This window comes from Ensifer sp. M14 (assembly GCF_003355565.1).
Taxonomy (GTDB): domain Bacteria; phylum Pseudomonadota; class Alphaproteobacteria; order Rhizobiales; family Rhizobiaceae; genus Ensifer.
In genome coordinates this window covers 2,833,671-2,857,321 of sequence record NZ_QJNR01000004.1, presented here as the reverse complement: position 1 = coordinate 2,857,321, position 23,651 = coordinate 2,833,671, and the positions used below count along the sequence as shown (strand labels likewise).

Sequence of the window (23,651 nt, the reverse complement as noted above, 5' to 3'; positions counted from 1 at the left end):
TGCTTCAACGTGCTGGATTTCTTGACTTTCGACCGTATTCGGCTTAAGAGCCCGGCCACGCGGTGGTGTGTTTTCCACCGATCGAGCAGTGTTCTTATCGAACCGGAACGGAAACAGATTTCCCTTTGACCAATTTTGCTGACCTTGGCCTTAGCCAAAAAGTTCTCTCCGCAGTTACCGATGCGGGCTACACAATCCCGACCCCGATCCAGACCGGCGCCATTCCTCCGGCGTTGCAGCGTCGCGACATCCTCGGCATCGCGCAGACGGGAACAGGCAAGACGGCATCCTTCGTGTTGCCGATGCTGACCCTGCTCGAAAAGGGTCGTGCACGTGCGCGCATGCCGCGCACGCTGATTCTGGAGCCGACGCGCGAACTGGCGGCCCAGGTCGCTGAGAACTTCGACAAGTATGGCAAGAACCACAAGCTCAACATCGCGCTTCTCATCGGCGGCGTCTCGTTCGACGAACAGGATCGCAAGCTTGAGCGCGGCGCCGATGTGCTGATCTGCACGCCCGGCCGCCTGCTCGACCATTTCGAGCGCGGCAAGCTTTTGATGAGCGGCGTCGAGATCCTGGTCATCGACGAAGCCGACCGCATGCTCGACATGGGCTTCATCCCGGATATCGAGCGCATCGCCAAGATGATCCCGTTCACGCGCCAGACTCTGTTCTTCTCGGCCACCATGCCGCCGGAAATCCAGAAGCTTGCCGATCGCTTCCTGCAGAACCCGGAACGCGTCGAAGTTGCCCGTCCGGCATCGACGGCTCAGACTGTGACGCAGCGCTTTGTCGCCACGCATGCGAAGGATTACGAGAAGCGCGCCGTTCTGCGCGATCTGATCCGCGCCCAGGACGACCTGAAGAACGCCATCATCTTCTGCAATCGCAAGAAGGATGTCGCCGACCTCTTCCGGTCCCTCGAACGTCACGGTTTCTCCGTCGGCGCCCTGCATGGCGACATGGACCAGCGCTCGCGCATGGCCATGCTTGCCGGCTTCAAGGACAATCTTATCACGCTGCTCGTCGCCTCCGATGTGGCCGCTCGCGGTCTCGATATCCCCGATGTCAGCCACGTCTTCAATTTCGACGTGCCGATCCATGCGGAAGACTACGTCCATCGCATCGGCCGTACCGGCCGCGCCGGCCGCTCCGGGGCGTCCTTCACGCTGGTGACCAAGCGCGACATGAAGTTCTCCGACGCCATCGAAAAGCTGATCGGTCAGAAGGTCGAATGGCTGAACGGTGATCTGTCGAACCTTCCCGAGCCGATGGAAAGCCACGACACCGGTCGCCGTGACCGCGGTCGCGACGGCCGCAAGGACCGTAAAAAAGATGGGGACCGTGCACCGCGTGGCCGTTCCGATCACAAAACCGATACGGTTCGTGCCGATAGTGAGGCCGAAATTGAAGCAGTCGTCGAAAGGGTAGAAGCGGTGAAACCGGCACGCAACGCAGAGACAAAGCAGAGCAACGGCCATCGTCCGGAACGTCCGGTTCGTGCGGCAAACCCTGCCAATGACGACAACCGCGATCGCCGCAATCGCCACCGTCGCGATCATGACGACGGCCCGACACCTGTTGGTTTCGGCGATGAAATCCCCGCATTCATGCTGATCGCCGGCAAGGCCTGACCCAGCCATGGGTCGGCCAGGCATCGACTTTCCGGGCTTCGGTTGCGGACTGGCGATTATGCGCGACGGCAAGCTGCTGTTGTGCAAGCGCCTGAAGGCGCCTGAGGCCGGCCACTGGAACATCGTGGGCGGCAAGGTTGATCACATGGAGCGCAGCGAACTTGCCGCGCGCCGTGAAGCGGAAGAGGAAAGCGGCCTGTCGATCCGTTCGACCCGCTTTCTCTGCCTCAGCGAGCAATTGATCGAAGCCGACCGTCAGCACTGGATCTCGATGATCTACGTGACCGACGATTTTTCGGGCGAACCGCAACTGACCGAGCCGGACAAGCTGTCCGACATCGGCTGGTACGATCTCGATGCCCTACCCCAACCGATGTCGCGTTTTGCCGCTGACGCCGTGCGTGCCATTCGGACGCAGACGAAGGCGCTCGTCGAGGCTGTCTGAGTAAATCGTTTTCCCACCAGGGAATGCGCAGAAGCGAAAGAGATAGATCGTTTCCACGGTTCCGTCTGAACCGGTAACGACATCAGCATCGGCCCGCCTATGTCTTGGCCCGCAACGCCGCCTCATAGGCAAGTCTGACCCATCGCGCCATTTCATCAGGATCGTCGTAGGCCTCTTCCGGGATGCTCCAATAGGGCATCTTCACCGGTTTTCCCTTGCCGTCATACGCCCATCGCCGCGATCCGGCCGCCTCGAAGGTCGGGCCCGTCCTGTCGTCGCCCTTCAGGAGAATTTCTCCATCGACTTCGAGTGCGAAGATGACGCCTTCGAAATAAACGCCCTTGCCGCCGAACATGCGTTTGATGGTCACCGGCCCAAGCGTTTCGAACATTTCCTCGATCGCAGCATTGTCCAAGCGTCTATTCCTCCAAAGTTCCGCCGGCAGCGATGATTTGCTCAGGCGTGTCGAGGTCGAGACGGGCGGCAGCGCCTAGCTCGACATCGATGACCGGCAATCCGCATTTTTCGACGATATGCCTTGCGCCGACATCGCCAAGCAATTGGCTGACGGCGGAAAATGTCTGGCGCGGCAGGATGACCGGGTTGCCGCGCTGGCCGTCAGCGGTTGCTCGGATCACCGCACGCCCACCTTCAGCGGTAAATGCATCGACGAGCCGGCGCAGGTCGCTCGCCGTTATCCCCGGCATGTCTGCCAGCATCACCAGCATGCCGCCGGCCCCGCGATCGAGTGCCGAGAGCGCTGCTGTCAGAGACGATGCCATGCCGGACAGGTAATCGGGATTGGAGACGAGGACCACCGGAAGGTCACCGAGCGCTGCGCGAATTTCCGGCTCGCGATGTCCGGTGACGACGATCACCCGGCCGATATCGGCTGCAAGCGCACTGACGACGGTGCGGCGAACGAGCGGCACGCCATCGAAGGTTGCTAGCAGCTTGTGGCCGCCCTCCGGCCCCATGCGACTGGCGCGGCCGGCTGCCAGCACGACGGTTTCCACCGGCCCCAAAGCCACCGCCGCTGCGGGCTCGCGCGGCTGTGGTCGGGTGGGTATCTCCTTCAGCAAGCCGCCGACGCCGAGCCCAGTAATGTCATGCGCGCTTGGCCACTCACCGGCGAGAATGCGATCGAGCACCCAGTCGAAACCGTTTTCGCGCGGACTGCGGGCGCAGCCGGGTGCTCCGACCACGGGCACCGTCCCAACGCGGCCGAGCACGATGAGATTGCCGGGGTCAACAGGCATGCCGACGTGATCGACAATCCCGCCCGCCCGGCGGATCGCGGCAGGAATGACATCGTCCGAATCAGCAACTGCCGACGCGCCGAAGACGATGATGAGGTCGTGGTCGGCCTTAAGATCGTCGATGGCGGCGGCCACTGCGTCTTCCGTATGGGCAACGCGACGCTCCGTCTTAAGCGCGCTTGCGGATTGTCGCAGGCGCGCGGCGAGCACGGCATGGGTCTTGTCCATGACCTGGCGTTTCAATGAAGGCAACTCAGTTGCTATCAGTGCGGCATTGCGTGCGGAAAAGGGCTTCACCTCGAAGGCCGTGGCAGTGCGTAGCAACATCTCTGCCTGCCCCACGAGCGATCCAGCCACCGCCAGCGGTATGATCTTGATCGTCGCAACCATGTCGCCAGGCTGCACCGGCACATGGTCGGCAAGGCAGGCGAGCGTGATGGCCGGATCGATGCGGTTCAGCCGGTCTATGGTGTCGCGGGTGGCGACGAACAGTCCGTGTACCCGGGAGTATATGTTTACGCGGCCGGTTGCCGCCGAGGAAAACCGCAGATGGTCGGGAGCAATCGCTGCGGCGATCCGCGCCGCCGCTTCATCTTCCAGCAAATCACCCTGATCCGGTTGGGCGACGATAATCTCGTCGAGCCCCGCTTGCATCAGAATGGCAAGATCGCTTGAGGTGAGGACGTGCCCTTTCGGCAAGCGTCGATCGCCGGCCTTGACGGCATGCGCGAGCACGGCGCCTTCAGCCGCGGAAAGCGTGAGGGCTCCAAATCTCATCGAGGCTCCTCGCTGCCGGACAGGATATCCCGACGCCTGAGCGCTTCGATAATTTCCGCGAGGATTGCAACCGCGATCTCTGCCGGGCTTGTCGCGCCGATGTCGAGCCCGATGGGCGCCCTCACCCGCGCGATAGCCTCATCCGAGAGCCCCAGCCGACGCAGGCGCTCGACGCGGCTTGCATGCGTCTTTCTGCTGCCAAGGGCGCCGACATAGAAACAGCCTGCGGCAAGGGCTGCCCTGATCGGTTCGTCATCGATCTTCGGATCGTGTGTGACGGCGACCAGCGCCGTGAACCGATCAAGCGGCCGGGCCTTGAGGACGTCTTCCGGCCAATCCGCTATCAGTTCGACGCCGGAAAAGCGTTCGGCCGTCGCAAAGGCGGTGCGCGGGTCGAGTATGGTAAGGTCGAAGCCTGCGACAGCAGCCATCCGCGCAAGCGCTTGCGAGATATGGACCGCGCCGACAACGAGGATGCGCGGTGGCGGCAGGTACACATTGAGGAACAAGGACCGCCCGCCAGCCATGATCATTCCGGGCTTGCCAGACCGAAGTGCCGCCGTCATCGCGTCGATCCATTCGTCTGCACAGCGTTCGCCTTCGACGCAGAGAACGCTCTGATCGGTCTCAAGATCGGTAAAGACAGCCGCGGCCCGCCTGATCGTGCGCGCTGCATTCAAAGCCTGAAGGGTTGCGAGATCCATGGTTCAGCCATCAACCCGCTCGACAAGCACCCGGATCCGGCCACCACAGGACAGACCGACACGCCATGCCGTCTCGTCGGCTACGCCAAATTCGAGGATTTTTGCCTTGCCGGTCTCCAGAATATCGGCCGCTTCGCCGATCACCGCACCCTCGACGCATCCGCCGGAAACCGAGCCTTCGAAATTTCCGGCCCCATCGATCACCAGATGGCTGCCGACCGGTCGCGGTGCGGATCCCCAGGTTTCGATCACCGTTGCAATCGCCACTTGGCGCCCTTCACAGACCCAGGCTTCGGCGACTGCGAGTGGGTCGAGGGTATCGGTCGATGCCTGCATGTCAGCTGCCTCCCAGCACAGTGCGATGCTCGTTCATGAACCGCCGAGGGTCGGCCTCCCCGGACCTTTGACCCGACAGCGACTTCACCAGCTCGCCCACGGACTCAAGATTGTGTACGGCCCGGAATTCGTCAACATGCGGCAGCATCGCTTTGACGCCGCGGGCGCGCGCCTCGAAACCATCGAACCGTAGCAGCGGATTGAGCCAGATCAGCCGGCGGCAGGAGCGATGCAGGCGACCGATCTCCTGCTCCAGCTCTCGCGTGTCGTCCCGCTCGAGCCCGTCGGTGATCAGAAGCACGATGGCGCCCTGTCCAAGCACCCGCCGCGACCAGCGTCGGTTGAACTCATGCAGGGTTTCGCCGATGCGTGTGCCACCGGACCAATCCTTGACCGCGGAGATGCATTCGTCGAGTGCGACATCCGGGTCGCGATTTCGCATCGGCCGCGAAACATTGGTCAGCCGTGTGCCGAAGAGGAAGGTGTGAACGCGCTGGCGTTTTTCACTGAGGGCGTGGAGGAAATGCAGGAAGATGCGGGTGTATTGGCTCATTGACCCGGAAATGTCGGCAAGCACCACCAGCGGCGGATGAACGAGGCGCCGTTCGCGAAAGCGCGGCAGGATCAGTTCGCCGCCGAAGCGCATGGCGTCGCGCATTGTCGCGCGCGGATCGATGCGGATCTGCCGCGAGGACGGCTGGTATCGCCGTGTCCGAACCCGGTCGAGCGGCAGTATCAGCGACGACAACGCCCGCCTCGCCTCGGTGATTTCGGCAGCGGTCATCTGGGCGAAATCGGCCTTGCGGAAAAGCTCCCTGCCCGAAACGGTATAGCGGGCGTCGACCTCGATCTCGGGTTCCTCGCGTGTCGGCCGGGCATCATCATGACCAGACATCAATGCATCGCTGACACGCGTCTCACCCGCCCGTCGCCGCTGGCGCTCGCTGTCGCGTTGCGGTGCGAGCGGAGACATCATCGCGATCATCTTCTCGACAAGGCCACGCGAACGCCAGAACAGCCGAAAAGCCTCGTCGAACACCGGCTGGTCCTCGTGGCGCTTGACGAAAATACATTGAAGGGCCGCGTAGAATTCGTCGCGGGCGCCGATGCCGATCAGCGTGACCGCGTCGATGGCGTCGGCCACTGCCCCAGGTCCGACTTTCATCCCGGCGCGCCGCAGGGCGCGGGCAAAGTACACAATGTTGTCGGCCAGCTTTCCGTCTCCGGGCGGGATCGGCGGGAGAATAGCACCATCAGGCGGATGTTCTCCCGGCTCCATGGTCAACCTGCCGCCAGCAGCTCAGCCTTGACTTCGGCAAGCAGCTTGCGCCCTTCGGCTCCGTCGATCCGGGCGATGTCGTCTTGATACTTCAGCAACGTGCCCAGCGTATCGGCGATCGTTTCGGGATCGAGCGCGAGCCGGTCAAGCTCGGTCAGGGCCGTCGCCCAATCGATCGTCTCAGCGACGCCGGGGTTCTTGAAAAGATCGATCGTGCGGAGCCGCTGCACATAGGCGATGATTTCGCGCGACAGGGCGGCGTTGCAGCCCGGAACCTTGCGGCGGATGATTTCGAGTTCCTGCATTGCCTTGGGATAATCGACCCAATGATAGAGGCAGCGTCGCTTCAAGGCGTCGTGGATCTCACGCGTGCGATTGGTGGTGATGATCACAATGGGCGGTTCAGTGGCGCGGATGGTGCCGAGTTCCGGAATGGTGACCTGGAAATCCGAGAGGACCTCGAGCAGGAACGCTTCGAAGGCTTCGTCGGTGCGGTCGAGCTCGTCGATCAGAAACACCGGTGCCCGGCCGCTCTCACCGGAAATAGCCTGAAGCACCGGGCGTCGGATGAGAAATCGCTCCGAGAAGATATCGCTTTCGACCCTGCGACGATCGACTGTTCCGGCCGCTTCCGACAACCGAATCTCCAGCATTTGCGCCGGGTAGTTCCACTCGTAGACCGCGGAGGCGACATCCAGCCCCTCGTAACACTGAAGGCGGATCAAGGGGCGATCAAGGGCGCGGGCCAGCACCTTGGCAATCTCGGTCTTGCCGACACCGGCCTCGCCTTCGAGAAAGAGCGGGCGCTTCATCCTGAGCGCCAGAAACAGCACCGTCGCCAGTGCCGTGCCGGCGAGATAATCCTGTGCCTCCAGCATCGCCATCGTTTCATCGATGGATTGGGGCAGTACGCCTGTCGCCGGTGCCGCCATGAATCCTCCGCCACGGCCAATTCAAGTCACTAGGAGTCTTGGTCGATATGATCTTTTAGATCATGTACTTGCAGGATTGTTCTCATGTTTTCATAGAGGATGTATTATCCTCTCCTGAAAACCTACAGCGAGTGATATCCGCGGTCCACATAAATGAGCGGCGGACGTGTCGGGCCAAGCGCAACGTCCACCACCTCGCCAAACAGCACAAGATGAGTTGCAATGGTCTTGACCTCGATCAGCCGGCAATCGAACGCGGCCGTCGCGTTGACCAGGATCGGCGAACCGGTTGCCAGTTGCGTCCATTGCCCAAGCGCGAAGCGGCGGTCCATGTCGAGCTGGTCACGGCCGGAAAAGGCGTGGGCAAGCGCGCGGTGCTCGTCGCCAAGCAGGTTCAGGGCAAAGCTGTCGCCCCGCACGAAGACGTCGTTGCGCGGGTTGGCGCCGTTCAGGCAGACGAGGACGGTCGGCGGACTGTCGGAAACCGAGCAGGAGGCCGTGACCGTGACGCCGCGGCGCTCGCCACCATTGGCGGCGGTGATGAGCTGCACGTGGCCTGCCAGGCGGCTCATCGCGTCGCGATAACTTATCGGGTCCAGTCGGGTTCTCTCCAACACATCTCTCTCCGGGCGATGTCAGGCACATATAGCCGCTGTTGGGAAATATGAAACCCGCCGGACGGAGATTCTTGCAGATGCGCGACATGGCCATGGCGCGGATCGGATGGCGGTTGTTTCCACTTGCATCTTTTCCTTTGACGCCGGTGAACACATCCTTAAAACATGCGGCAACGACAGCGCCGCGGGTGACGAAGGTCATGCCGAGGACTGCGGTAACCTTTTTGGACTCGCTGCATAATCTCTCCTTGAAACCGTTCCGGGCTTGGGAACACTGCAGCAGTGGGGAATTGCATGCTTCGATCGATCGTTTTGACCCTCATCGTTGCGGGAATGGCGCAAGCTGCACCTGCCGCCGCTGCCGGCGTCAAGGTCGCGGTCGTCGCTCCCGTCGAAGGGCCGTTCGCCTTGCTCGGCAAACAGATCATCGATGGCGCCTCGTTCCAGGCGAGCGATCGCGGCAGTGAAATCGTCGTCATTCCGGAAACATGCGACGCGGCCGGTGCTGATGCCCTGACGAAGGCTCTTCTGGCGGCAGGCGCCGAGGCGGCCATCGGCTTCCTCTGCACAGAGAGCCTCGAGGCGACGCTGCCGGCACTCGCAGAGGCGAACATTCCCGCGATCACGCTAAGCGTCCGCTCCGACATCCTGATGGAAGACGTGCTCAAGAAGAACTGGCCGCTGTTCCGCCTCGCTCCGAGCGGCAAGGCTGAATCCGCAAGCATCGTTGCCGCCATTACCGCGCTTTGGAAGGACAAGCCGATCGCCTTGATCGACGACGGCACCATCCACAGCCGCGAACTGGTCGAAAGCGTGCGCTCGGCGCTTAGCGAAATAGGGCTGACACCGGTCTTCACAGATGCCTATCGCCCCGCTCAGGAGCAGCAGGTCAGTCTCGTACGCCGCCTCGTCAAGAGCGGCGCCACCCATGTTTTCACCGGTGGCGACCGGCAGGATGCCGCCGTGATCGCGCGCGATGCGCAGGAGGAAGGCGCAAGCCTGACCCTGCTCGGCGGCGATACGTTGAACGCAGCCGACGTGAGCGTGCCGCTCGCCGATGGCGTTCTGGCTCTCACATTGCCTGATGCGGCACAGTCAGCCGAAGGCAAGCCGGTCGCCGACGCCATGCGTGCAGCCGGCATCGAGCCCGAAGGCTACGTGCTGCCGGCATTCGGCGCCATGTCTCTTCTGGAACAGGCCAAGGATCAGGCTGAGAAGGACGAAAAACCGTTGGTGGAAGCCCTGCTCAAAGGACCCTACCAGACCGTCCTGGGGCCGATTGCTTTCGATGCCGGGCATGAGCGCGCCGACAATTCCTATCGGTTGATGCAGTGGCAGGCCGGTCGCTTCGTGCCCGTTGCGGATCCTGCCGGAGCACAATGATGCAGCCTGGCCCGCGCAACCTCATCACCGATGTCGCCGGCCTTTCCGTCGGCAACGCCGAAGACCAACGTTTGAAATCCGGCGTTACAGCTATCGTTTGCGATCCGCCGGCAACGGCTGCCGTTCAAGTGCTCGGCGGCGCGCCCGGCACGCGCGAAACGGATCTTCTGGAACCGCACAACACCGTGCAGACTGTCGATGCCATCATTCTATCAGGCGGTTCGGCCTTTGGGCTGGACGCTGCCTCCGGCGCGCAGGCAGCCCTCAGCGAGATGGGACGCGGATTTGCCGTCGGGCCGCACCGGGTGCCGATCGTACCGTCGGCAATTCTCTTCGACCTGATCAATGGCGGCGAAAAAGATTGGGGCAAGTTTCCGCCCTATCGCGAACTTGGCTACGAGGCTGTGTGCAAAGCAGGCCCGAGCTTTTCGACGGGCTCGGCAGGCGCCGGCACCGGCGCCCTGACCGCGACCTTCAAGGGTGGCCTCGGCTCCGCCTCGATCGTGCTGCCGAACGGGATCACCGTCGGCGCGCTCGTTGCCGTCAACGCCCTCGGTTCGGCGACCGTCGGCGACACCCGGCATTTCTGGGCTGCCCCCTTCGAAAGGCGTGAAGAGTTCGGTGGGCTTGGTCTGCCTCATCCCCTGCCGGCGGATGCATCCGAAATCCGCACGAAACTGCGGCCCAGCCAGTCGGCAGCCGCCAACACGACGATCGCGGTCATCGCCACCGACGCGGTTTTGACGAAGGCTGAGGCCAAGCGGCTGGCTATCGCTGCGCATGACGGATTCTCCCGGGCGTTGTGGCCGGCGCATACGCCGCTTGACGGTGACCTCGTCTTCGCGCTCGCTACCGGTGCAAGCGGCAGGACATTGGAACTCGAGGATTTCATCGATCTCGGTGCAGCTGCCGCGGCGACCATGGCGCGCGCGATCGCCCGCGGCGTTCACGACGCGACACCTGCGGAAAACGATCCATTGCCGAGCTGGTCGAGCCGCCGATAAAGCGCGATTGCCACCGCGCATGTTGTTTGCGCAGCTGCGGAGTGCTATTGCGCGGGAAACAGCCGGAGCTTCTCATGACCCATCCCATCCGCATTGCACCGTCGATCCTGGCGGCCGATTTCTCGAAGCTCGGACAGGAAGTCCGCGATGTCGTCGATGCCGGCGCGGACTGGATCCATCTCGATGTCATGGACGGCCACTTCGTGCCCAACATCACCTTTGGGCCCGACGTGATCAAGTCGCTGCGCCGTTACACCGAGGCGACCTTCGATTGCCACCTGATGATCTCGCCCGCCGACGGTTTCCTCGAAGCCTTTGCCAAGGCCGGCTGCGATATCCTGACGGTTCATGCCGAAGCCGGGCCGCACCTGCACCGCTCGCTGCAGACCGTTCGCTCACTCGGCAAGAAGGCGGGTGTCTCGCTCAATCCGGCAACGCCGGAGAGCGCCATCGAATATGTTCTCGACACCGTCGACCTGGTGCTGGTGATGACGGTCAACCCAGGTTTCGGCGGCCAGAAGTTCATCGACGCGACGGCGGAAAAGATCCGCCGGATCAAGGCGATGATCGGCGACCGGCCGATCGAGATCGAAGTCGACGGCGGCATCGCTCCGGAAACGGCAGCGATCCCTGCCGGTGCCGGCGCCAACGTGCTCGTCGCCGGTTCTGCGATCTTCAAGGGCGGTTCGGTCGATGCCTATCGCTCTGCCATCCAGGCGATCCGCACCCCCGCCGAAAAGGCCCGCTGATGATAACGCGCCTGGCGACGTCAGGGCTGCTTCTTGGGGCGGTTGCGCTTGCGGCGTCGCAGGCCTCGGCTGGTGACTACGCAGCCTTCCAGCCGATCGGGTTTTCCTCCGACGGCAATGTCTTTGCGTTCGAAGAATACGGCGTTCAGGATGGTTCGGGTTTTCCCTATTCGACAATCTTCGTCATCGATACACGCAACGACACGTTTCTGCCGGGCGCGCCCGTGCGCGCAGTCGGTCGCGAAGACGGCGCGCCGCTGCACCGGACGAGACACGAGGCGCATCGCCGCGCAGCCCCCTTGATCGATGCCTACAGGCTCGCCGATGCGCCGGGCCTGCTTGCGGCCTACAATCCGATTACCGAAGTGAACGCAACGCCGCTGGCGTTGACCTACGATGCCTTTGCAGCAGATGATGCTTTCCGCGAGACCTACAGCCTGAAACTCGAAGAAAAGATCTTCGAACCGGGCGGGCTGTGCAAGGATTTCCTGAAGGAGGTCAAAGGTTTCCGCCTGTCGATGACGATGAAGGCCGGCAAGCCGGCAAGCGACATATTGCAGGACGACACCCGTGTGCCGGAAAGCCGGCGTTGTCCGACGGGTTATCGTATCGGCGGTGCCGTGACCCATATGAATGACGACGGCACGCAAACCCATGTCGTGATGGTGCTGGTCAAATCGCTCGGGTTCGAAGGTACGACCGACGGACGATGGATTGCGGTTCCGACCCGGATCGTAAAATGAATGACACGGGCGCCGGGGCCGAGGCAAAATCAGCATATGCTTCTGCGCCGGCCCTGAAGCGCTCACGGTTCCTGCGGGCGTTTCCATCCACCATCGAGCTTGTCTTCGGCACGCCAGTCTGGGGGGTGGCGATGGTCGCTTCCGCTTGGGCCGCGCTCTGGCTGCGCGAGAGCGCCTTGACCTTCCATCTGGTCGAATTGCTGGTGATGTATGGGCTCGGTGGCATGCTGGCTTGGCCGCTTGCCGTTTTTCTCGCGCGTTTCGCAACGCTTGGCCGTCCCGCCGAGACCCGGTTTGCGGCCTATCTGCTGTGTCTGTCGCTCGGCACGATTGCGGTGACTGCGATGCTGTTTGCGCTCGACTATCGCGTCTTTTACGCGCGCTGGCATGCCGATACGGGTACCCGGACCTGGCTCTACCAGTTCGCATTTACGTCGCTTGTTGCCTTCTACCAGTTCCTGGTGCTGGGCGTTCGGCTCTATCTTCCGGTCGGCGGCGCCGCGCTTCTGGCGGTCAGTTTGTGGCTTGCGGGCTCTGAAGGTCGTCAACAACGTTGAGCTTGCCGGGCATCTTTGCTAGAGGCACAGCCATCCTCCACTGATGACGAAAGCTGAGAGCCCATGATCCCCCGTTATTCCCGACCGGAAATGGTGGCCATCTGGTCGCCGGAAACCAAGTTCCGCATCTGGTTCGAGATCGAGGCCCATGCCTGCGATGCGCTGGCCGAAATCGGCGTGATCCCGAAAGATGCCGCGAAGACGATCTGGGAAAAGGGTGGCGCTGCCAAATTCGACGTCGCTCGCATCGACGAGATCGAAGCCGTCACCAAGCATGACGTGATCGCGTTCCTGACGCATTTGGCAGAGTTCGTCGGTCCTGACAGCCGCTTCATCCACCAGGGCATGACATCCTCCGACGTGCTCGACACCTGCTTCAACGTCCAGCTGGTGCGCGCGACCGACCTGCTGCTGGCCGATATGGACAAGCTGCTGGAAGCGCTGAAGCGCCGCGCCTTCGAACACAAGGATACGGTCACGATTGGCCGCTCGCACGGCATTCATGCCGAACCGACGACCTTCGGCGTCAAGCTGGCGCTTGCCTATGCTGAGTTCGACCGCTGCAAGCAGCGCCTGATCGCGGCCCGCGAGGAAATCGCCACTTGCGCCATCTCCGGCGCTGTCGGCACCTTCGCCAATATCGACCCGCGCGTCGAGGAACATGTCGCCAAGGCGCTTGGGCTGAAGCCGGAACCGGTCTCGACCCAGGTCATCCCGCGTGACCGCCATGCGATGTACTTTGCCACCCTTGGTGTCGTCGCCTCGTCGATCGAGCGCCTGGCAACTGAAATCCGCCATCTACAGCGCACGGAAGTTCTGGAAGCCGAAGAGTATTTCTCGCCGGGCCAGAAGGGCTCGTCGGCCATGCCGCACAAGCGCAACCCGGTGCTGACGGAAAACCTCACGGGCCTTGCCCGCATGGTCCGCGCCTTTGCCATTCCGGCCATGGAAAACGTGGCCCTCTGGCACGAGCGCGACATCTCGCACTCCTCGGTCGAGCGCATGATCGGTCCCGATGCGACGGTGACGCTGGACTTCGCGCTTGCTCGCCTGACCAACGTCATCGACAAGCTGCTCGTCTACCCGGATAACATGACCAAGAACATGAACAAGTTCCGCGGTCTCGTTCACTCGCAGCGTGTCCTGCTCGCCCTGACGCAGGCCGGCGTGTCGCGCGAAGATGCCTATCGCCTGGTTCAGCGCAATGCGATGAAGGTCTGGGAACAGGGCAAGGACTTCCTTGAAGAGCTGCTTGCCGACGTCGAGGTCCGTGCGGCCCTTTCTGAAGCCGACATCCGCGAAAAGTTCGACCTCGGTTACCACACCAAACACGTCGACACGATCTTCCGCCGGGTATTTGGCTGACGCATGCTGCGCAAAACTGCGTAGTGGTTTTGCGATAAGGATATGCACAAAAGCCGGGCGCCAAAGCCGCCTGGTTCGTGCGAGGAACGAAGCACGTTTCTGTTGTAGTCCGCTATTGTGCCCGCATTTGATGCAGTTCGCTCGAATGCGGGCATTTTTGTTAGCAAGGAATTCAATCTTTGCGTGAGATGATCGAGGCTGATCAATTCAGATCGAGGGTTCACATGGCCTACAAGGACAGTGTTCAGCGCACGACGACGCGCACGCAGACGAAGATTACCGGGACTGTCACCGTCAAGACCGGCGCCAGCAACGGTATCGTCACGGATCTTTCCGCCGAAGGCATCTGCTTTCAGCTTTATTTCGACATCAACGCACGAACCGGACAGGAAGTGACGATCCGCAGCGAAGAGCTCGGATTTCTGACCGGCATGGTGCGCTGGTATCGCGGCGACAAGATTGGCATCAAGCTCAATCTCTCATCGAACACCGCCGCCCAGATTTCGTCCTACTACAAGCATTTCAAGTAGGTCGGGCGATCATAGCATGAGGAAGAGCCAGCCTCCCGGAGGCTGGCTCTAGGTCATTATCGCGCCCGGCTGCGAGCCCCTGGCTCTACCATCTTGCGATACATATGCCATGTCGCGTGACCGAGGATCGGCATGATCACGGCGAGGCCGACGAAGACCGGGATCGACCCGATCAGGAGGCCAGCCGCAACGATCAGGCCCCAGAAGGCAACTGGAATGGGGTTGACGAGGGTTGCTCGAATCGAGGTCTCGACGGCAGCCACCGCGCCGACGTCACGATCGATCAGCATTGGGAACGACACCACGCTGATCGACAGCACGATGACGGCAAAGACGAACCCGACGGCGTTGCCGACCAGGATCAGATTCCAGCCCTGTTCCGTGCTGACGATGCCATTCCAGAAGGCGGCGAGCGATGCCGGCGGTTCGGCACCGAATATTCTGACATAGAGCGCCTGTGCGACCAGCAGCCAGGCGATGAAGATGACAAAAAGCATCGCCGCGACGGCGATGATGGATGGCAGCGCCGGAGAACGATGCAGACGGAAGGCGTGAGGCCAGGACGTATCCATGCCGAGTTCGCGCCGCCTGCTGATTTCATAGAGCCCGATCGCGGCGACCGGCCCGATGAGGGCAAAGCCCGACGCAAGCGGATAGAGCAGCGGCAGCATGTTGGCACCCGCGCTCCACGTCATGAGCACGGCGCCGGCAATGGGGTAGATCAAGCAGAGAAAAACATAGTGAGACGGCTTTTCGCGAAAGTCGTTGAACCCGAGACGCAACGCGTCAATCACGTCCGCCAGGCCGATCTTTCGTATTCCGGGATGGGCGACGTTTGCGTCCGCTCCCGACAGAACATGGAATGTTGTCATGGCTCACACTCCTTAACCACCACAGGGCGGCCACGGACCAGCGACAACGGCAAAACTCGAGCCGCATCGACCGCGACCTGCATTGTCGATTATACATAAAATGATGCCTCTGTCGCCTGCGCCTTGACTTCGACGACTTTCGACGCCACATCGCGGCCATTATGAAACTTTCCGACGCCCATATCCTGATCGTTCCCGGCTACACCAATTCCGGCCCTGAGCATTGGCAGTCCCGCTGGGAGAGAAAAATGTCGACCGCGCGCCGCGTCGAGCAGGCCGAGTGGGCCAAGCCCGTGCGCGAGGACTGGGTGGCGCGCATGGTTGAGGAGGTCAATGCCGCCGAAAAGCCGGTGGTCATTGTCGCCCACTCGCTTGGCGTCGCGACGGCCGTCCATGCCTTGCCACACTTCGAAAAGAAGATCGCCGGTGCCTTCCTGGTGGCTCCGCCTGACGTGGCGAATACTGCGATCCGGCCGAAGCACCTGATGACCTTCGGCCCCTACCCGCGCGATCCGCTGCCGTTCCCCTCGCTGATGGTTGCAAGCCGCAACGACCCGTTCGGCTCCTATGAACATGCGGACGATATCGCCAAGTCCTGGGGCTCGCTGTTGGTCGATGCCGGGGAATCCGGCCATCTCAATACCGAGTCAGGCCACGGTCCCTGGCCGGAAGGCACGATGGTTTTCGCGCAGTTTCTCAGCCGCCTCCAACCCTGAGGCTACTGCGAATAAGACGACTCGGCATTAATCCGAAGTTCATGGTCCGCGATCATGATCTGCCTGCAACAATGCTGGATCGTTGGATACGTGACCGGACCGAAAGATCCCATCAAGGGCGAACGCCGCGTGCCGGCGAAGCAGGATATTCTGACACAGTCGGCGCTGGACCAGCTGCCGATGGCAGTCCTCGTTGTCGATGAAAAAGGGAAAATCGTTTCGGCGAACCCTTATCTCTGCAAAGTTCTGCGCCTGCCGTCGTCTGAGTTGCTCAACCGGTCTATCCATGAGCTCGTTCATGCCGACGACCATCACCTGCTGGCCTCAGCGGCGATGTCACATGCTTCCGCGTCCGCCCAGACAATCCGCTTGCATGCCGCAGACGACACCGTTTCGGTGGTCTGCACGTCTTCTGCCGTTGCAAACAACCGTTTGCTGCTGATGCTCCCGGTCGACCACCTGATCTGCGAGATTGCCGGGCTTCGCAACGACGAGACGCGGTGGAAATATGCGCTGGATAGTGCGCTCGAAGGCGTCTGGGATCACGATTTCTCGACCGGAAACCTTTTCTATTCCGCGACGTGGAAGCGCCTTCGCGGCATGGCGGAAGATGCCGTCGTCGATGGCTCGCTCGATACGTGGATTAAGAGCGTGCATCCGGACGACCGAGCCCATGTGCTGGCGTCGATCGAGCGTCAGGACACTGGGCAGGTTACCTACAACACCTTCCAGTACCGCGAACGCCATGCGGACGGTCACTGGGTGTGGATCGAAAGCCGAGGCGCGTCGGTCGCATACGGGCCGGACGGCAAGCCCAGCCGCATCATCGGCACCGACACGGATATTACCCCTCGAAAGGAGGCCGAAGCGCGGCTCGAGGAAATCTCGCGGCGGCTGAGACTCGCGCTCGACGTTTCGAAGATCGGTGTGTTCGACCACAATCTCGAAACCCAGGAAACCATTTGGGACGAACGTATCCTGGCCATCTACGGCCTCGATCCTGATGACGGCGCCCCGAGCGGCGGCAGTTGGGAGGATATGCTGCATCCCGACGACCGCGAAATGGCGATCGCCCGCGTCAACGACGGGGTCGCGGCGGGGGCGCCCTTTACCAATGCGTTCCGCATCATCCTGGCGGATGGTGAAATCCGGCACATTCGTGCCAACACGGCATTTTATGTCGACCGCGACGGCACCCGCAAGCTGATCGGGGCCAATTGGGACGTGACCGAAGACATCGCGCTGCAGGAGGAACTGCGCAAGGCCAAGGCCGCAACCGAGGCCCGCAACCGCGAGCTGGAGGAAGCGCGCATCCGCATCGAATACAACGCACTGCACGATTACCTGACGGATCTGCCGAACCGGCGTTATCTCGACCAGATTCTGGCTGACGATCCGACGCTCAACGCCATCCTCCATCTCGACCTCGATCGTTTCAAGCAGATCAACGACACTCTGGGGCATCAGGCCGGCGATGCGATGTTGACCCACGCGGCCGCGATCCTGAGGTCTCACGCCGACGAGGACGATTTCATCGCCCGCATCGGTGGCGACGAATTCGTCATTCTTTGCCGGCGCGGCCGCAGCCTCGACGAGCTCGGCGATCTCGCCGCCCGCATCGTGCACGCCTTCCGGCGACCCATCCCCTATGACGGCCAGCTTTGCCGGCTCGGCGCCAGCATCGGTATCGCCTGGAGGGGCGAGAGCGACACCGATCCCAAACAATTGCTGATGAATGCCGATATCGCGCTCTATCGAGCCAAGAGCCTCGGGCGTGATCGCTTCGAGGCATTTTCCGAGCAGATCCAGAACCAGATCCTCAGCGCCAAGAGAACCGGCGACGATATCCGTCAGGCGATCGAGGAAGGGCAGTTCGTGCCCTACTACCAGCCGCAATTCGACGCCCGCTCACTGGAACTCACCGGCGTCGAGACGCTGGTGCGATGGGACCATCCTGAACGCGGCATCCTCGCACCGATCCATTTCCTGAAGGTTGCCGAAGAGATCAACGCCCTGCCCGCGATCGACAAGAACATCGTCGAGATGGCCTATGCCGATTTTGAAGCCTGGCGCCGTGCCGGTCTGGTGGTGCCGAAGATTTCGGTCAACGTCTCCTCGCGGCGGCTGCGCGACCAGAGCCTGATCTCCGACCTTCGCGCCATGCGCATTCCGCCCGGTGTCATGTCGTTCGAGCTGCTGGAATCCATCTTCCTCGACGATCTCGAAGACGAGATTGCCGAGACGATCGCCGCGCTGAACGCACTCGGCATTGAGATCGAGATCGACGACTTCGGCACCGGCCACGCCTCGATCATCGGCCTGCTCAACCTCAACCCGGCCCGCCTGAAGATCGATCGGGCGCTGGTGGGACCGATCGCCGAAAGCGCCAAACAAGCCAAACTCGTCCGCGCCATCATCGACATCGGCCATTCGCTCAACATCGAGGTGGTGGCGGAGGGCGTCGAGACCTGGGAGCATGCTGCGATACTGAGGGATCTCGGCTGCGACATTCTGCAGGGCTACGCGCTGGCAAAGCCGATGAGCCGTCAGGATTTCGAAGATCGCCTCAAAAGCGGCTGGAAACCCTCGCCGCAGGGCGATGCGACGGCGCAGAAGCGGCCACGCATGAGGGCCGCCAAATAAAGAGCCACCCGGCCTTTCGGCCGAGCGGCGATGTCGGGGTCTTCTGTCTGCCCGGAATTACTTGCTCTGGATCTGCTCGATCGCCTCGCCAAGAAGCTCGAGCATGCGAACGCGGATCTGCTCCTCGGTCTGCGCCACGCCGGCAGCGTCGAAGTCTGCCTTGATCTTGCGCACGACGTCCTCGTGGCCGGCTTCCTCGAAATCGGCGGCGACGACTTCCTTGGCATAGGCTTCCGCATCGGACTTGCCGAGCAAACCGGCCGCCCAAAGGCCGAGCAGCTTGTTGCGGCGTGCTTCCGACTTGAATCTCAGTTCCTCGTCCAGCGCAAACTTCGCTTCGAAGGCCTTTTCGCGATCCTGCATACCAGTCATCTTGATCTCCCGTGAGAATTCCATGCCGTAAAGAGTTATGGCCATAAACCAAAACAGTGGTCAAAGTGCAATGCGAAGTTTTCTCCTTTTGCGACTTTCGTGGTACCGTAAGCATGCTGCGGAAAAGTGCGAAGCGGTTTTGCGACAACGGCATGCGAAAGCTGACAAAGCATGTCGCGGAAAAGTGCGAACTGGTTTTGCGATCACCGCTTGCCACAAACCAGGGATCTAGGGCGCAAGGAGTGAATCCGGTAGGTGGTGACACGCTTTAGGTAAATCAGGGGATCGGAAGATGCACCGATTGTTAAATCTGTTCATTTCAGCTATGGACCCCCGGAGAAGACTCCACTAGCGCGACCCAAGAGCGCCAACAACCACAGAGACAACATCCATGAATCGTCGCCGCCGTATCTACGAGGGCAAGGCAAAGATCCTTTATGAGGGTCCCGAGCCGGGCACGCTGATCCAGTTTTTCAAGGACGACGCGACCGCCTTCAATAAGAAAAAGCATGACGTCATCGACGGCAAGGGTGTGCTGAACAACCGGATTTCCGAGTATATCTTCACGCATCTGAACCGCATCGGCATTCCGACGCACTTCATCCGTCGTCTCAACATGCGCGAGCAGTTGATCAAGGAAGTCGAGATCATCCCGCTTGAGATCGTTGTGCGCAATGTTGCTGCCGGATCGCTGGCCAAGCGTCTCGGCATCGAGGAAGGCACCGTCCTTCCCCGCTCGATCATCGAGTTCTATTACAAGGCCGATGCGCTCGACGACCCGATGGTCTCCGAAGAGCACATCACCGCGTTCGGCTGGGCAAGCCCGCAGGAGCTGGATGACGTCATGGCGCTTGCCATCCGCATCAACGACTTCCTGACCGGCCTGTTCCTGGGCGTCGGCATCCAGCTCGTCGATTTCAAGATCGAGTGCGGTCGCCTGTTTGAAGGCGACATGATGCGCATCATCCTGGCGGATGAAATTTCGCCGGACAGCTGCCGTCTGTGGGACATCGAGACCAAGGAAAAGCTCGACAAGGACCGCTTCCGCCGCGATCTCGGTGGTCTGGTCGAAGCCTACCAGGAAGTGGCCCGCCGTCTCGGCATCATGAACGAGAACGAGCCCGTGCGTGGCACCGGCCCGGTTCTGGTCAAGTAGTTTCTGGTCAAGTTAGTTCGGGGAAGTGTAAAGTGATCAAGGCACGTGTAACCGTGACGCTGAAGAATGGCGTTCTCGATCCGCAGGGCAAGGCAATTGAAGGCGCACTCGGCGCACTCGGCTTCGATGGCATCGGCCAGGTCCGTCAGGGCAAGGTATTCGATCTGCAGATCGAAACCGGCGATAAGGCCAAGGCCGAAGCCGACCTCAAGGCGATGTGCGAAAAGCTGCTCGCCAACACGGTGATCGAAAACTACAGCATCTCTTTCGCTTAACGGCCGGGGAGTGCTGCGGACCGCCTGATGCGCGGCTCGGTTGATCGCTAAGTGTCGAGCGGGCTGTCATGGTCCGCTCAAGCAGATCAGGCCAGGCACTGCAGATGGATGTTCGTTCCGCGGCTCGATCGTTTCGAAGTAACAGGATGCGTATCGCATCGAATATCGGCCTGATCGCGTGGAATTGCGCTTTGGCCGCATCGGAAACCGCCTCGAATTGCATGAGCTTCAAGAGGCGCAGGCAGGGTTTGAACCGCACCATGAAGTCAGCCGTCGTCCAGCTTCCAGGCCTCAATCGCGATCGCGACATGATCGCCGCCCTCACCAAGATCTCCGGCAAGGCGCCCGTGACCGTCTGGCAGACGGAAACGGAACTGCCCGATGTCGACCTGATCGTCATCCCCGGCGGTTTCTCCTATGGCGACTATCTGCGCTGCGGTGCGATTGCCGCGCGCATGCCGGTGATGCAGGCAATCAAGGCGAAGGCCGAACAGGGCGTCAAGGTACTGGGCGTCTGCAACGGCTTCCAGATTCTGGTCGAGGCCGGCCTGCTGCCGGGAGCGCTGATGCGCAATGCCTCGCTCAAGTTCGTCTGCCGCGAAGTCAAGCTCGAGGTCGTCAATGCCGATACCGATTTTACCCGGGCATACGCCAAGGGTCAGATCATCCGCAGCCCGGTCGCCCATCATGACGGCAACTACTTCGCCGATGCTGAAACGCTGCAGTCGATCGAAGGCAACGGTCAGGTCGTCTTCCGTTATGCCGAAGGCACCAATCCGAACGGTTCGATGGGCGATATTGCCGGCGTGATGAACAAGGCCGGCAATGTCCTCGGCATGATGCCGCACCCGGAAAACCTGATCGAGGCCGCCCATGGCGGATCCGACGGTCGCGGCATCTTCGCTTCGGCTCTCGAAGTAATCGCCGCTTAACCGCCACGCTGATAGAAGGCAGTCGACCATCCCCTTAACGCAAGCGAGACCGTCGATGCCTTCACTCTTCACTGGACGCCTGATCGGCCCTGCTTGCGCGGCTTTCGCCGTGGCACTTCTGGCGTCATGCCAATCGCCGCGCCCACCGGCGCCGACGGCAAACACGGCGGCACTGTCGACGATGGAGCGCGTTGCGCTCGGCGCGAACAACTGCTGGTTCAAATCGGGCGACCCGGCGTTCAAGAGCTACCGGCTCGCGCCGGAGCTCAATTCCTTCTCGGGCCGTCCCCGTATCCTGATCGTGCCGCGCAAGTCGCCAGAGGCCCGGCCGCTGGCCGTTGTCCAGGCGGAAGGCCAGCCGGCGCGACTGCAGGCTTTCGGGCCGCTCATGAGTGAACCCGTCGGCACGCGCATGAGCGCAGATATCCGCCGTTGGGCGGCTGGCGGTCAGGGCTGCAAATAATCAAAGTACTAGTGCAAACGGACACTGCAGGTTTGACGCCTGCGGTGTCCGTTTCTTTTTATGCCTAGGTTGGTGAGAATCTGCCGCGGATCTCCTCGGAAAGCCCTATCGCCAGAACGGCACCGACGATTCCCGCCGGGCATCCCTTTCGCAGACGCCGATATCGCTCAATTGCCAGTCGCTCATCTCTTCGAGCGCGATACGACTGCGCCTTTTGGCGGCGAGAAGGCAATAGACCCGCCAGAGGCGCTGAAGTGTGCTCTTCGCACGCCCAGAGAATTCGACGTCAAATCCGGTCCTGCGGCGCGCGCGCGGGGCCTTTTCTACAGTTGACGAGCAAATTGTATCAATTGCACTCATTGTACGTTCCAATGCATCGATTGACATCATTGCATTGGTGATAATTGACATAATTCGCGGTGTAATCTAGATAATTGTCACTATGACAAATTGGCTCCCGGACATTCAGCAGGGTCATGGTCCGCTTTATGCGCGGATTGCAGACCAGATCGAACAGGCAATTGGCGAAGGTGCCCTGCCCGTTGGCGCAAAATTGCCGCCGCAGCGCAACCTCGCCTATGACATTGGTGTCACCATTGGCACCATCGGACGCGCCTACAATATGGTGCGCGAACGTGGGCTCGTCAGCGGTGAGGTCGGGCGCGGAACCTATGTGCTCGATCACCAGGAGAGCCGCCCGCCGGAGCAAGCCGACCCACTGACCACGTCCTTGGCCGGTACCCGGCCGCTGATTGCGCCCGCCGGCAAGTTGCGCTTCGACAGCACCGCAGCGCCGGATATCGGCCAGGGCTTTGTCCTCAGCGAACTCCTGAGTGAAATCAGCCGCGATCATCACGCCGACATTGCCAGCTACGCCCGCAATTTCCCGGATCACTGGTTCGAGGCCGGATGCCAATGGTTGGCCCGCGGCGGCTTTCGCCCCTCGCCGGAAACGATTGTGCCGACATTGGGCGCGCATGCCGCGGTCATTGCCGTGATTGCGGCAGTCACGTCGCCCGGTGACCGCATTGCCTTCGAGACCTTGACTTACTCCCAGGTCAGCCGCAGCGCCGGTCTGATCGGGCGCCGCACGACGCTGATGGAATCGGACGAATTCGGCCTCATCCCCGAGGATTTCGAGCGGGTCTGCGCACAGCAGCACCCCAAGCTCGCCTTCCTGATGCCGAGCGCCCAGAACCCGACGGTGGCCGTCATGCCGCTTGCCCGGCGTCAGGCGATTGCCGATATTGCTCGAAAGTATGGCGTCTGGCTGGTCGAAGACGATCTTTACGGAGCCATGACCGGCGATCCGACGCCGCCTCTGGCAGAACTCGCGCCGGAGCGGACGTTCCTTGTCGGGGGTCTCTCAAAGTCGGTTGCGGCCGGCGTGCGCGGCGGCTGGGTTGCCTGCCCGCCGCATTTCAGCCAGCGCATCCGCATCGCCCACAAGATGGTCAGTGGCGGACTGCCGTTCATCCTGGCGGAGCTTTGCGCCCGTCTTGTCCTTTCCGGCTCGGCCAACATTCTGCGGGCCAAGGGCATCGAGGAGATACGCGCCCGCGAGGCGATCGCCCGCGAGGTTTTCGATGGTATCGACTTCAGCTCGCACCCAAGCGTCCCCTTCCTCTGGATGAAGCTGCCGGAACCGTGGCTCTCCGGCACGTTCAAGCAGGCGGCCCTGCAGGAAGGCGTGCTCGTTGACGACGAGGACGAGTTCAAGGCCGGTCGCGCCGACCGCGTCTTTCACCGCATCCGTATCGGCTTCTCCTCACCGGCCGATCGCGCCGAAGTTCGCCGCGGCTTCCAGACACTGAGGCGCCTGCTCGACAGCGGGCGGGCCGGATACGATAGTTTCGAGTGATGACCCGGATGTTCGGGGTGACATTTGCGCAAGGCTCAGGTCCGAAG

26 protein-coding genes are annotated in these 23,651 nt (G+C 61.7%); 16 read left to right on the top strand and 10 right to left on the bottom strand.

Annotated elements, in window-relative coordinates; genetic code table 11:
- Positions 1 to 125: 125 nt before the first annotated feature.
- Together BLJAPNOD_RS13750 and BLJAPNOD_RS13745 are read left to right on the top strand one after the other, a co-directional pair.
- Positions 126 to 1,634, top strand: coding sequence for a DEAD/DEAH box helicase (locus BLJAPNOD_RS13750; RefSeq protein ID WP_115420207.1), 1,509 nt, complete (start codon positions 126 to 128; stop codon positions 1,632 to 1,634).
- Between the two features lie 7 nt (positions 1,635 to 1,641).
- Positions 1,642 to 2,079, top strand: coding sequence for an NUDIX domain-containing protein (locus BLJAPNOD_RS13745; protein WP_077503602.1), 438 nt, complete (start codon positions 1,642 to 1,644; stop codon positions 2,077 to 2,079).
- A gap of 97 nt (positions 2,080 to 2,176) precedes the next feature.
- Here BLJAPNOD_RS13745 and BLJAPNOD_RS13740 read toward each other — a convergent pair whose 3' ends face one another.
- The 7 genes from BLJAPNOD_RS13740 to BLJAPNOD_RS13710 all read right to left on the bottom strand — a co-directional run bounded on the left by BLJAPNOD_RS13740 (position 2,177) and on the right by BLJAPNOD_RS13710 (position 7,938).
- Positions 2,177 to 2,494 carry a TfoX/Sxy family protein gene (locus BLJAPNOD_RS13740; RefSeq protein ID WP_077503603.1) on the bottom strand — a complete coding sequence of 106 codons (318 nt, stop codon included), beginning with the start codon at positions 2,492 to 2,494 and terminating at the stop codon, positions 2,177 to 2,179.
- Positions 2,495 to 2,498: 4 nt separating this feature from the next.
- On the bottom strand, positions 2,499 to 4,115 hold the full coding sequence (locus tag BLJAPNOD_RS13735; protein WP_115420206.1) for a molybdopterin-binding/glycosyltransferase family 2 protein: 1,617 nt from the start codon (positions 4,113 to 4,115) through the stop codon (positions 2,499 to 2,501).
- On the bottom strand, positions 4,112 to 4,819 hold the full coding sequence (locus tag BLJAPNOD_RS13730) for an XdhC family protein (RefSeq protein WP_115420205.1): 708 nt from the start codon (positions 4,817 to 4,819) through the stop codon (positions 4,112 to 4,114). The genes BLJAPNOD_RS13735 and BLJAPNOD_RS13730 overlap by 4 nt, the downstream gene beginning before the upstream one ends.
- 3 nt (positions 4,820 to 4,822) lie before the next feature.
- Positions 4,823 to 5,155 (bottom strand): XdhC family protein, encoded by a 333-nt coding sequence (locus tag BLJAPNOD_RS13725; protein ID WP_077503606.1) that lies wholly within the window; start codon positions 5,153 to 5,155, stop codon positions 4,823 to 4,825.
- 1 nt (position 5,156) lies between these two features.
- The gene (locus BLJAPNOD_RS13720) at positions 5,157 to 6,434 is read right to left on the bottom strand and encodes a VWA domain-containing protein (protein ID WP_115420204.1); all 1,278 of its coding nucleotides are present in this window, start codon (positions 6,432 to 6,434) and stop codon (positions 5,157 to 5,159) included.
- A gap of 2 nt (positions 6,435 to 6,436) precedes the next feature.
- Positions 6,437 to 7,366: a MoxR family ATPase gene (locus BLJAPNOD_RS13715; RefSeq protein ID WP_115420203.1), complete on the bottom strand. Its 930-nt coding sequence runs from the start codon at positions 7,364 to 7,366 to the stop codon at positions 6,437 to 6,439.
- Between the two features lie 122 nt (positions 7,367 to 7,488).
- Positions 7,489 to 7,938 carry a flavin reductase family protein gene (locus tag BLJAPNOD_RS13710; protein ID WP_077503609.1) on the bottom strand — a complete coding sequence of 150 codons (450 nt, stop codon included), beginning with the start codon at positions 7,936 to 7,938 and terminating at the stop codon, positions 7,489 to 7,491.
- A 339-nt stretch (positions 7,939 to 8,277) separates the two neighbouring features.
- On the opposite strand from BLJAPNOD_RS13710, the gene BLJAPNOD_RS13705 reads away from it, so the two are divergent.
- The 7 genes from BLJAPNOD_RS13705 to BLJAPNOD_RS13675 all read left to right on the top strand — a co-directional run bounded on the left by BLJAPNOD_RS13705 (position 8,278) and on the right by BLJAPNOD_RS13675 (position 14,314).
- On the top strand, positions 8,278 to 9,366 hold the full coding sequence (locus BLJAPNOD_RS13705; RefSeq protein ID WP_115420202.1) for a branched-chain amino acid ABC transporter substrate-binding protein: 1,089 nt from the start codon (positions 8,278 to 8,280) through the stop codon (positions 9,364 to 9,366).
- The gene (locus BLJAPNOD_RS13700; protein ID WP_199565938.1) at positions 9,363 to 10,370 is read left to right on the top strand and encodes a P1 family peptidase; all 1,008 of its coding nucleotides are present in this window, start codon (positions 9,363 to 9,365) and stop codon (positions 10,368 to 10,370) included. Before BLJAPNOD_RS13705 ends, BLJAPNOD_RS13700 begins: the two co-directional genes overlap by 4 nt.
- A gap of 74 nt (positions 10,371 to 10,444) precedes the next feature.
- Positions 10,445 to 11,119, top strand: a complete 675-nt coding sequence (rpe, locus tag BLJAPNOD_RS13695) for a ribulose-phosphate 3-epimerase (protein WP_077503612.1) — start codon at positions 10,445 to 10,447, stop codon at positions 11,117 to 11,119.
- Positions 11,119 to 11,862 carry a DUF2259 domain-containing protein gene (locus BLJAPNOD_RS13690; RefSeq protein WP_115420200.1) on the top strand — a complete coding sequence of 248 codons (744 nt, stop codon included), beginning with the start codon at positions 11,119 to 11,121 and terminating at the stop codon, positions 11,860 to 11,862. The genes rpe and BLJAPNOD_RS13690 overlap by 1 nt, the downstream gene beginning before the upstream one ends.
- On the top strand, positions 11,859 to 12,419 hold the full coding sequence (locus tag BLJAPNOD_RS13685) for a hypothetical protein (protein WP_244610937.1): 561 nt from the start codon (positions 11,859 to 11,861) through the stop codon (positions 12,417 to 12,419). Before BLJAPNOD_RS13690 ends, BLJAPNOD_RS13685 begins: the two co-directional genes overlap by 4 nt.
- Before the next feature lie 63 nt (positions 12,420 to 12,482).
- A complete protein-coding gene (gene purB, locus BLJAPNOD_RS13680) occupies positions 12,483 to 13,784 on the top strand; it encodes an adenylosuccinate lyase (RefSeq protein WP_115420199.1) in 1,302 nt (433 codons plus the stop codon).
- Between the two features lie 224 nt (positions 13,785 to 14,008).
- Positions 14,009 to 14,314: a PilZ domain-containing protein gene (locus BLJAPNOD_RS13675; protein ID WP_115420198.1), complete on the top strand. Its 306-nt coding sequence runs from the start codon at positions 14,009 to 14,011 to the stop codon at positions 14,312 to 14,314.
- Positions 14,315 to 14,370: 56 nt separating this feature from the next.
- Here BLJAPNOD_RS13675 and BLJAPNOD_RS13670 read toward each other — a convergent pair whose 3' ends face one another.
- Positions 14,371 to 15,186: a DUF2189 domain-containing protein gene (locus BLJAPNOD_RS13670; protein ID WP_115420197.1), complete on the bottom strand. Its 816-nt coding sequence runs from the start codon at positions 15,184 to 15,186 to the stop codon at positions 14,371 to 14,373.
- 161 nt (positions 15,187 to 15,347) lie between these two features.
- On the opposite strand from BLJAPNOD_RS13670, the gene BLJAPNOD_RS13665 reads away from it, so the two are divergent.
- Both BLJAPNOD_RS13665 and BLJAPNOD_RS13660 read left to right on the top strand, forming a co-directional pair.
- Positions 15,348 to 15,902: an alpha/beta hydrolase gene (locus BLJAPNOD_RS13665; RefSeq protein WP_077503618.1), complete on the top strand. Its 555-nt coding sequence runs from the start codon at positions 15,348 to 15,350 to the stop codon at positions 15,900 to 15,902.
- Positions 15,903 to 15,992: 90 nt separating this feature from the next.
- On the top strand, positions 15,993 to 18,545 hold the full coding sequence (locus BLJAPNOD_RS13660; RefSeq protein WP_158556125.1) for an EAL domain-containing protein: 2,553 nt from the start codon (positions 15,993 to 15,995) through the stop codon (positions 18,543 to 18,545).
- A gap of 57 nt (positions 18,546 to 18,602) precedes the next feature.
- Here BLJAPNOD_RS13660 and BLJAPNOD_RS13655 read toward each other — a convergent pair whose 3' ends face one another.
- A complete protein-coding gene (locus BLJAPNOD_RS13655; protein ID WP_077503910.1) occupies positions 18,603 to 18,917 on the bottom strand; it encodes an ATPase inhibitor subunit zeta in 315 nt (104 codons plus the stop codon).
- A 391-nt stretch (positions 18,918 to 19,308) separates the two neighbouring features.
- Between BLJAPNOD_RS13655 and purC the strand changes: the two genes are divergently transcribed.
- From purC to BLJAPNOD_RS13635, 4 genes are all read left to right on the top strand, one after another.
- Positions 19,309 to 20,073 (top strand): phosphoribosylaminoimidazolesuccinocarboxamide synthase, encoded by a 765-nt coding sequence (gene purC, locus BLJAPNOD_RS13650; protein WP_025427151.1) that lies wholly within the window; start codon positions 19,309 to 19,311, stop codon positions 20,071 to 20,073.
- A 32-nt stretch (positions 20,074 to 20,105) separates the two neighbouring features.
- Positions 20,106 to 20,348: a phosphoribosylformylglycinamidine synthase subunit PurS gene (gene purS, locus BLJAPNOD_RS13645; RefSeq protein ID WP_077503620.1), complete on the top strand. Its 243-nt coding sequence runs from the start codon at positions 20,106 to 20,108 to the stop codon at positions 20,346 to 20,348.
- A 260-nt stretch (positions 20,349 to 20,608) separates the two neighbouring features.
- Positions 20,609 to 21,280: a phosphoribosylformylglycinamidine synthase subunit PurQ gene (gene purQ / locus BLJAPNOD_RS13640; protein ID WP_115421286.1), complete on the top strand. Its 672-nt coding sequence runs from the start codon at positions 20,609 to 20,611 to the stop codon at positions 21,278 to 21,280.
- Positions 21,281 to 21,335: 55 nt separating this feature from the next.
- Complete coding sequence (locus BLJAPNOD_RS13635; RefSeq protein ID WP_115420195.1) at positions 21,336 to 21,743, top strand: hypothetical protein; 408 nt, start codon at positions 21,336 to 21,338, stop codon at positions 21,741 to 21,743.
- Between the two features lie 105 nt (positions 21,744 to 21,848).
- Here the strand turns inward: BLJAPNOD_RS13635 and BLJAPNOD_RS13630 are convergent, their stop codons facing one another.
- Positions 21,849 to 22,103, bottom strand: coding sequence for a DUF1127 domain-containing protein (locus tag BLJAPNOD_RS13630; RefSeq protein ID WP_077503912.1), 255 nt, complete (start codon positions 22,101 to 22,103; stop codon positions 21,849 to 21,851).
- Positions 22,104 to 22,185: 82 nt separating this feature from the next.
- Between BLJAPNOD_RS13630 and BLJAPNOD_RS13625 the strand changes: the two genes are divergently transcribed.
- On the top strand, positions 22,186 to 23,604 hold the full coding sequence (locus BLJAPNOD_RS13625) for a PLP-dependent aminotransferase family protein (RefSeq protein WP_077503622.1): 1,419 nt from the start codon (positions 22,186 to 22,188) through the stop codon (positions 23,602 to 23,604).
- Positions 23,605 to 23,651 lie beyond the last annotated feature (47 nt).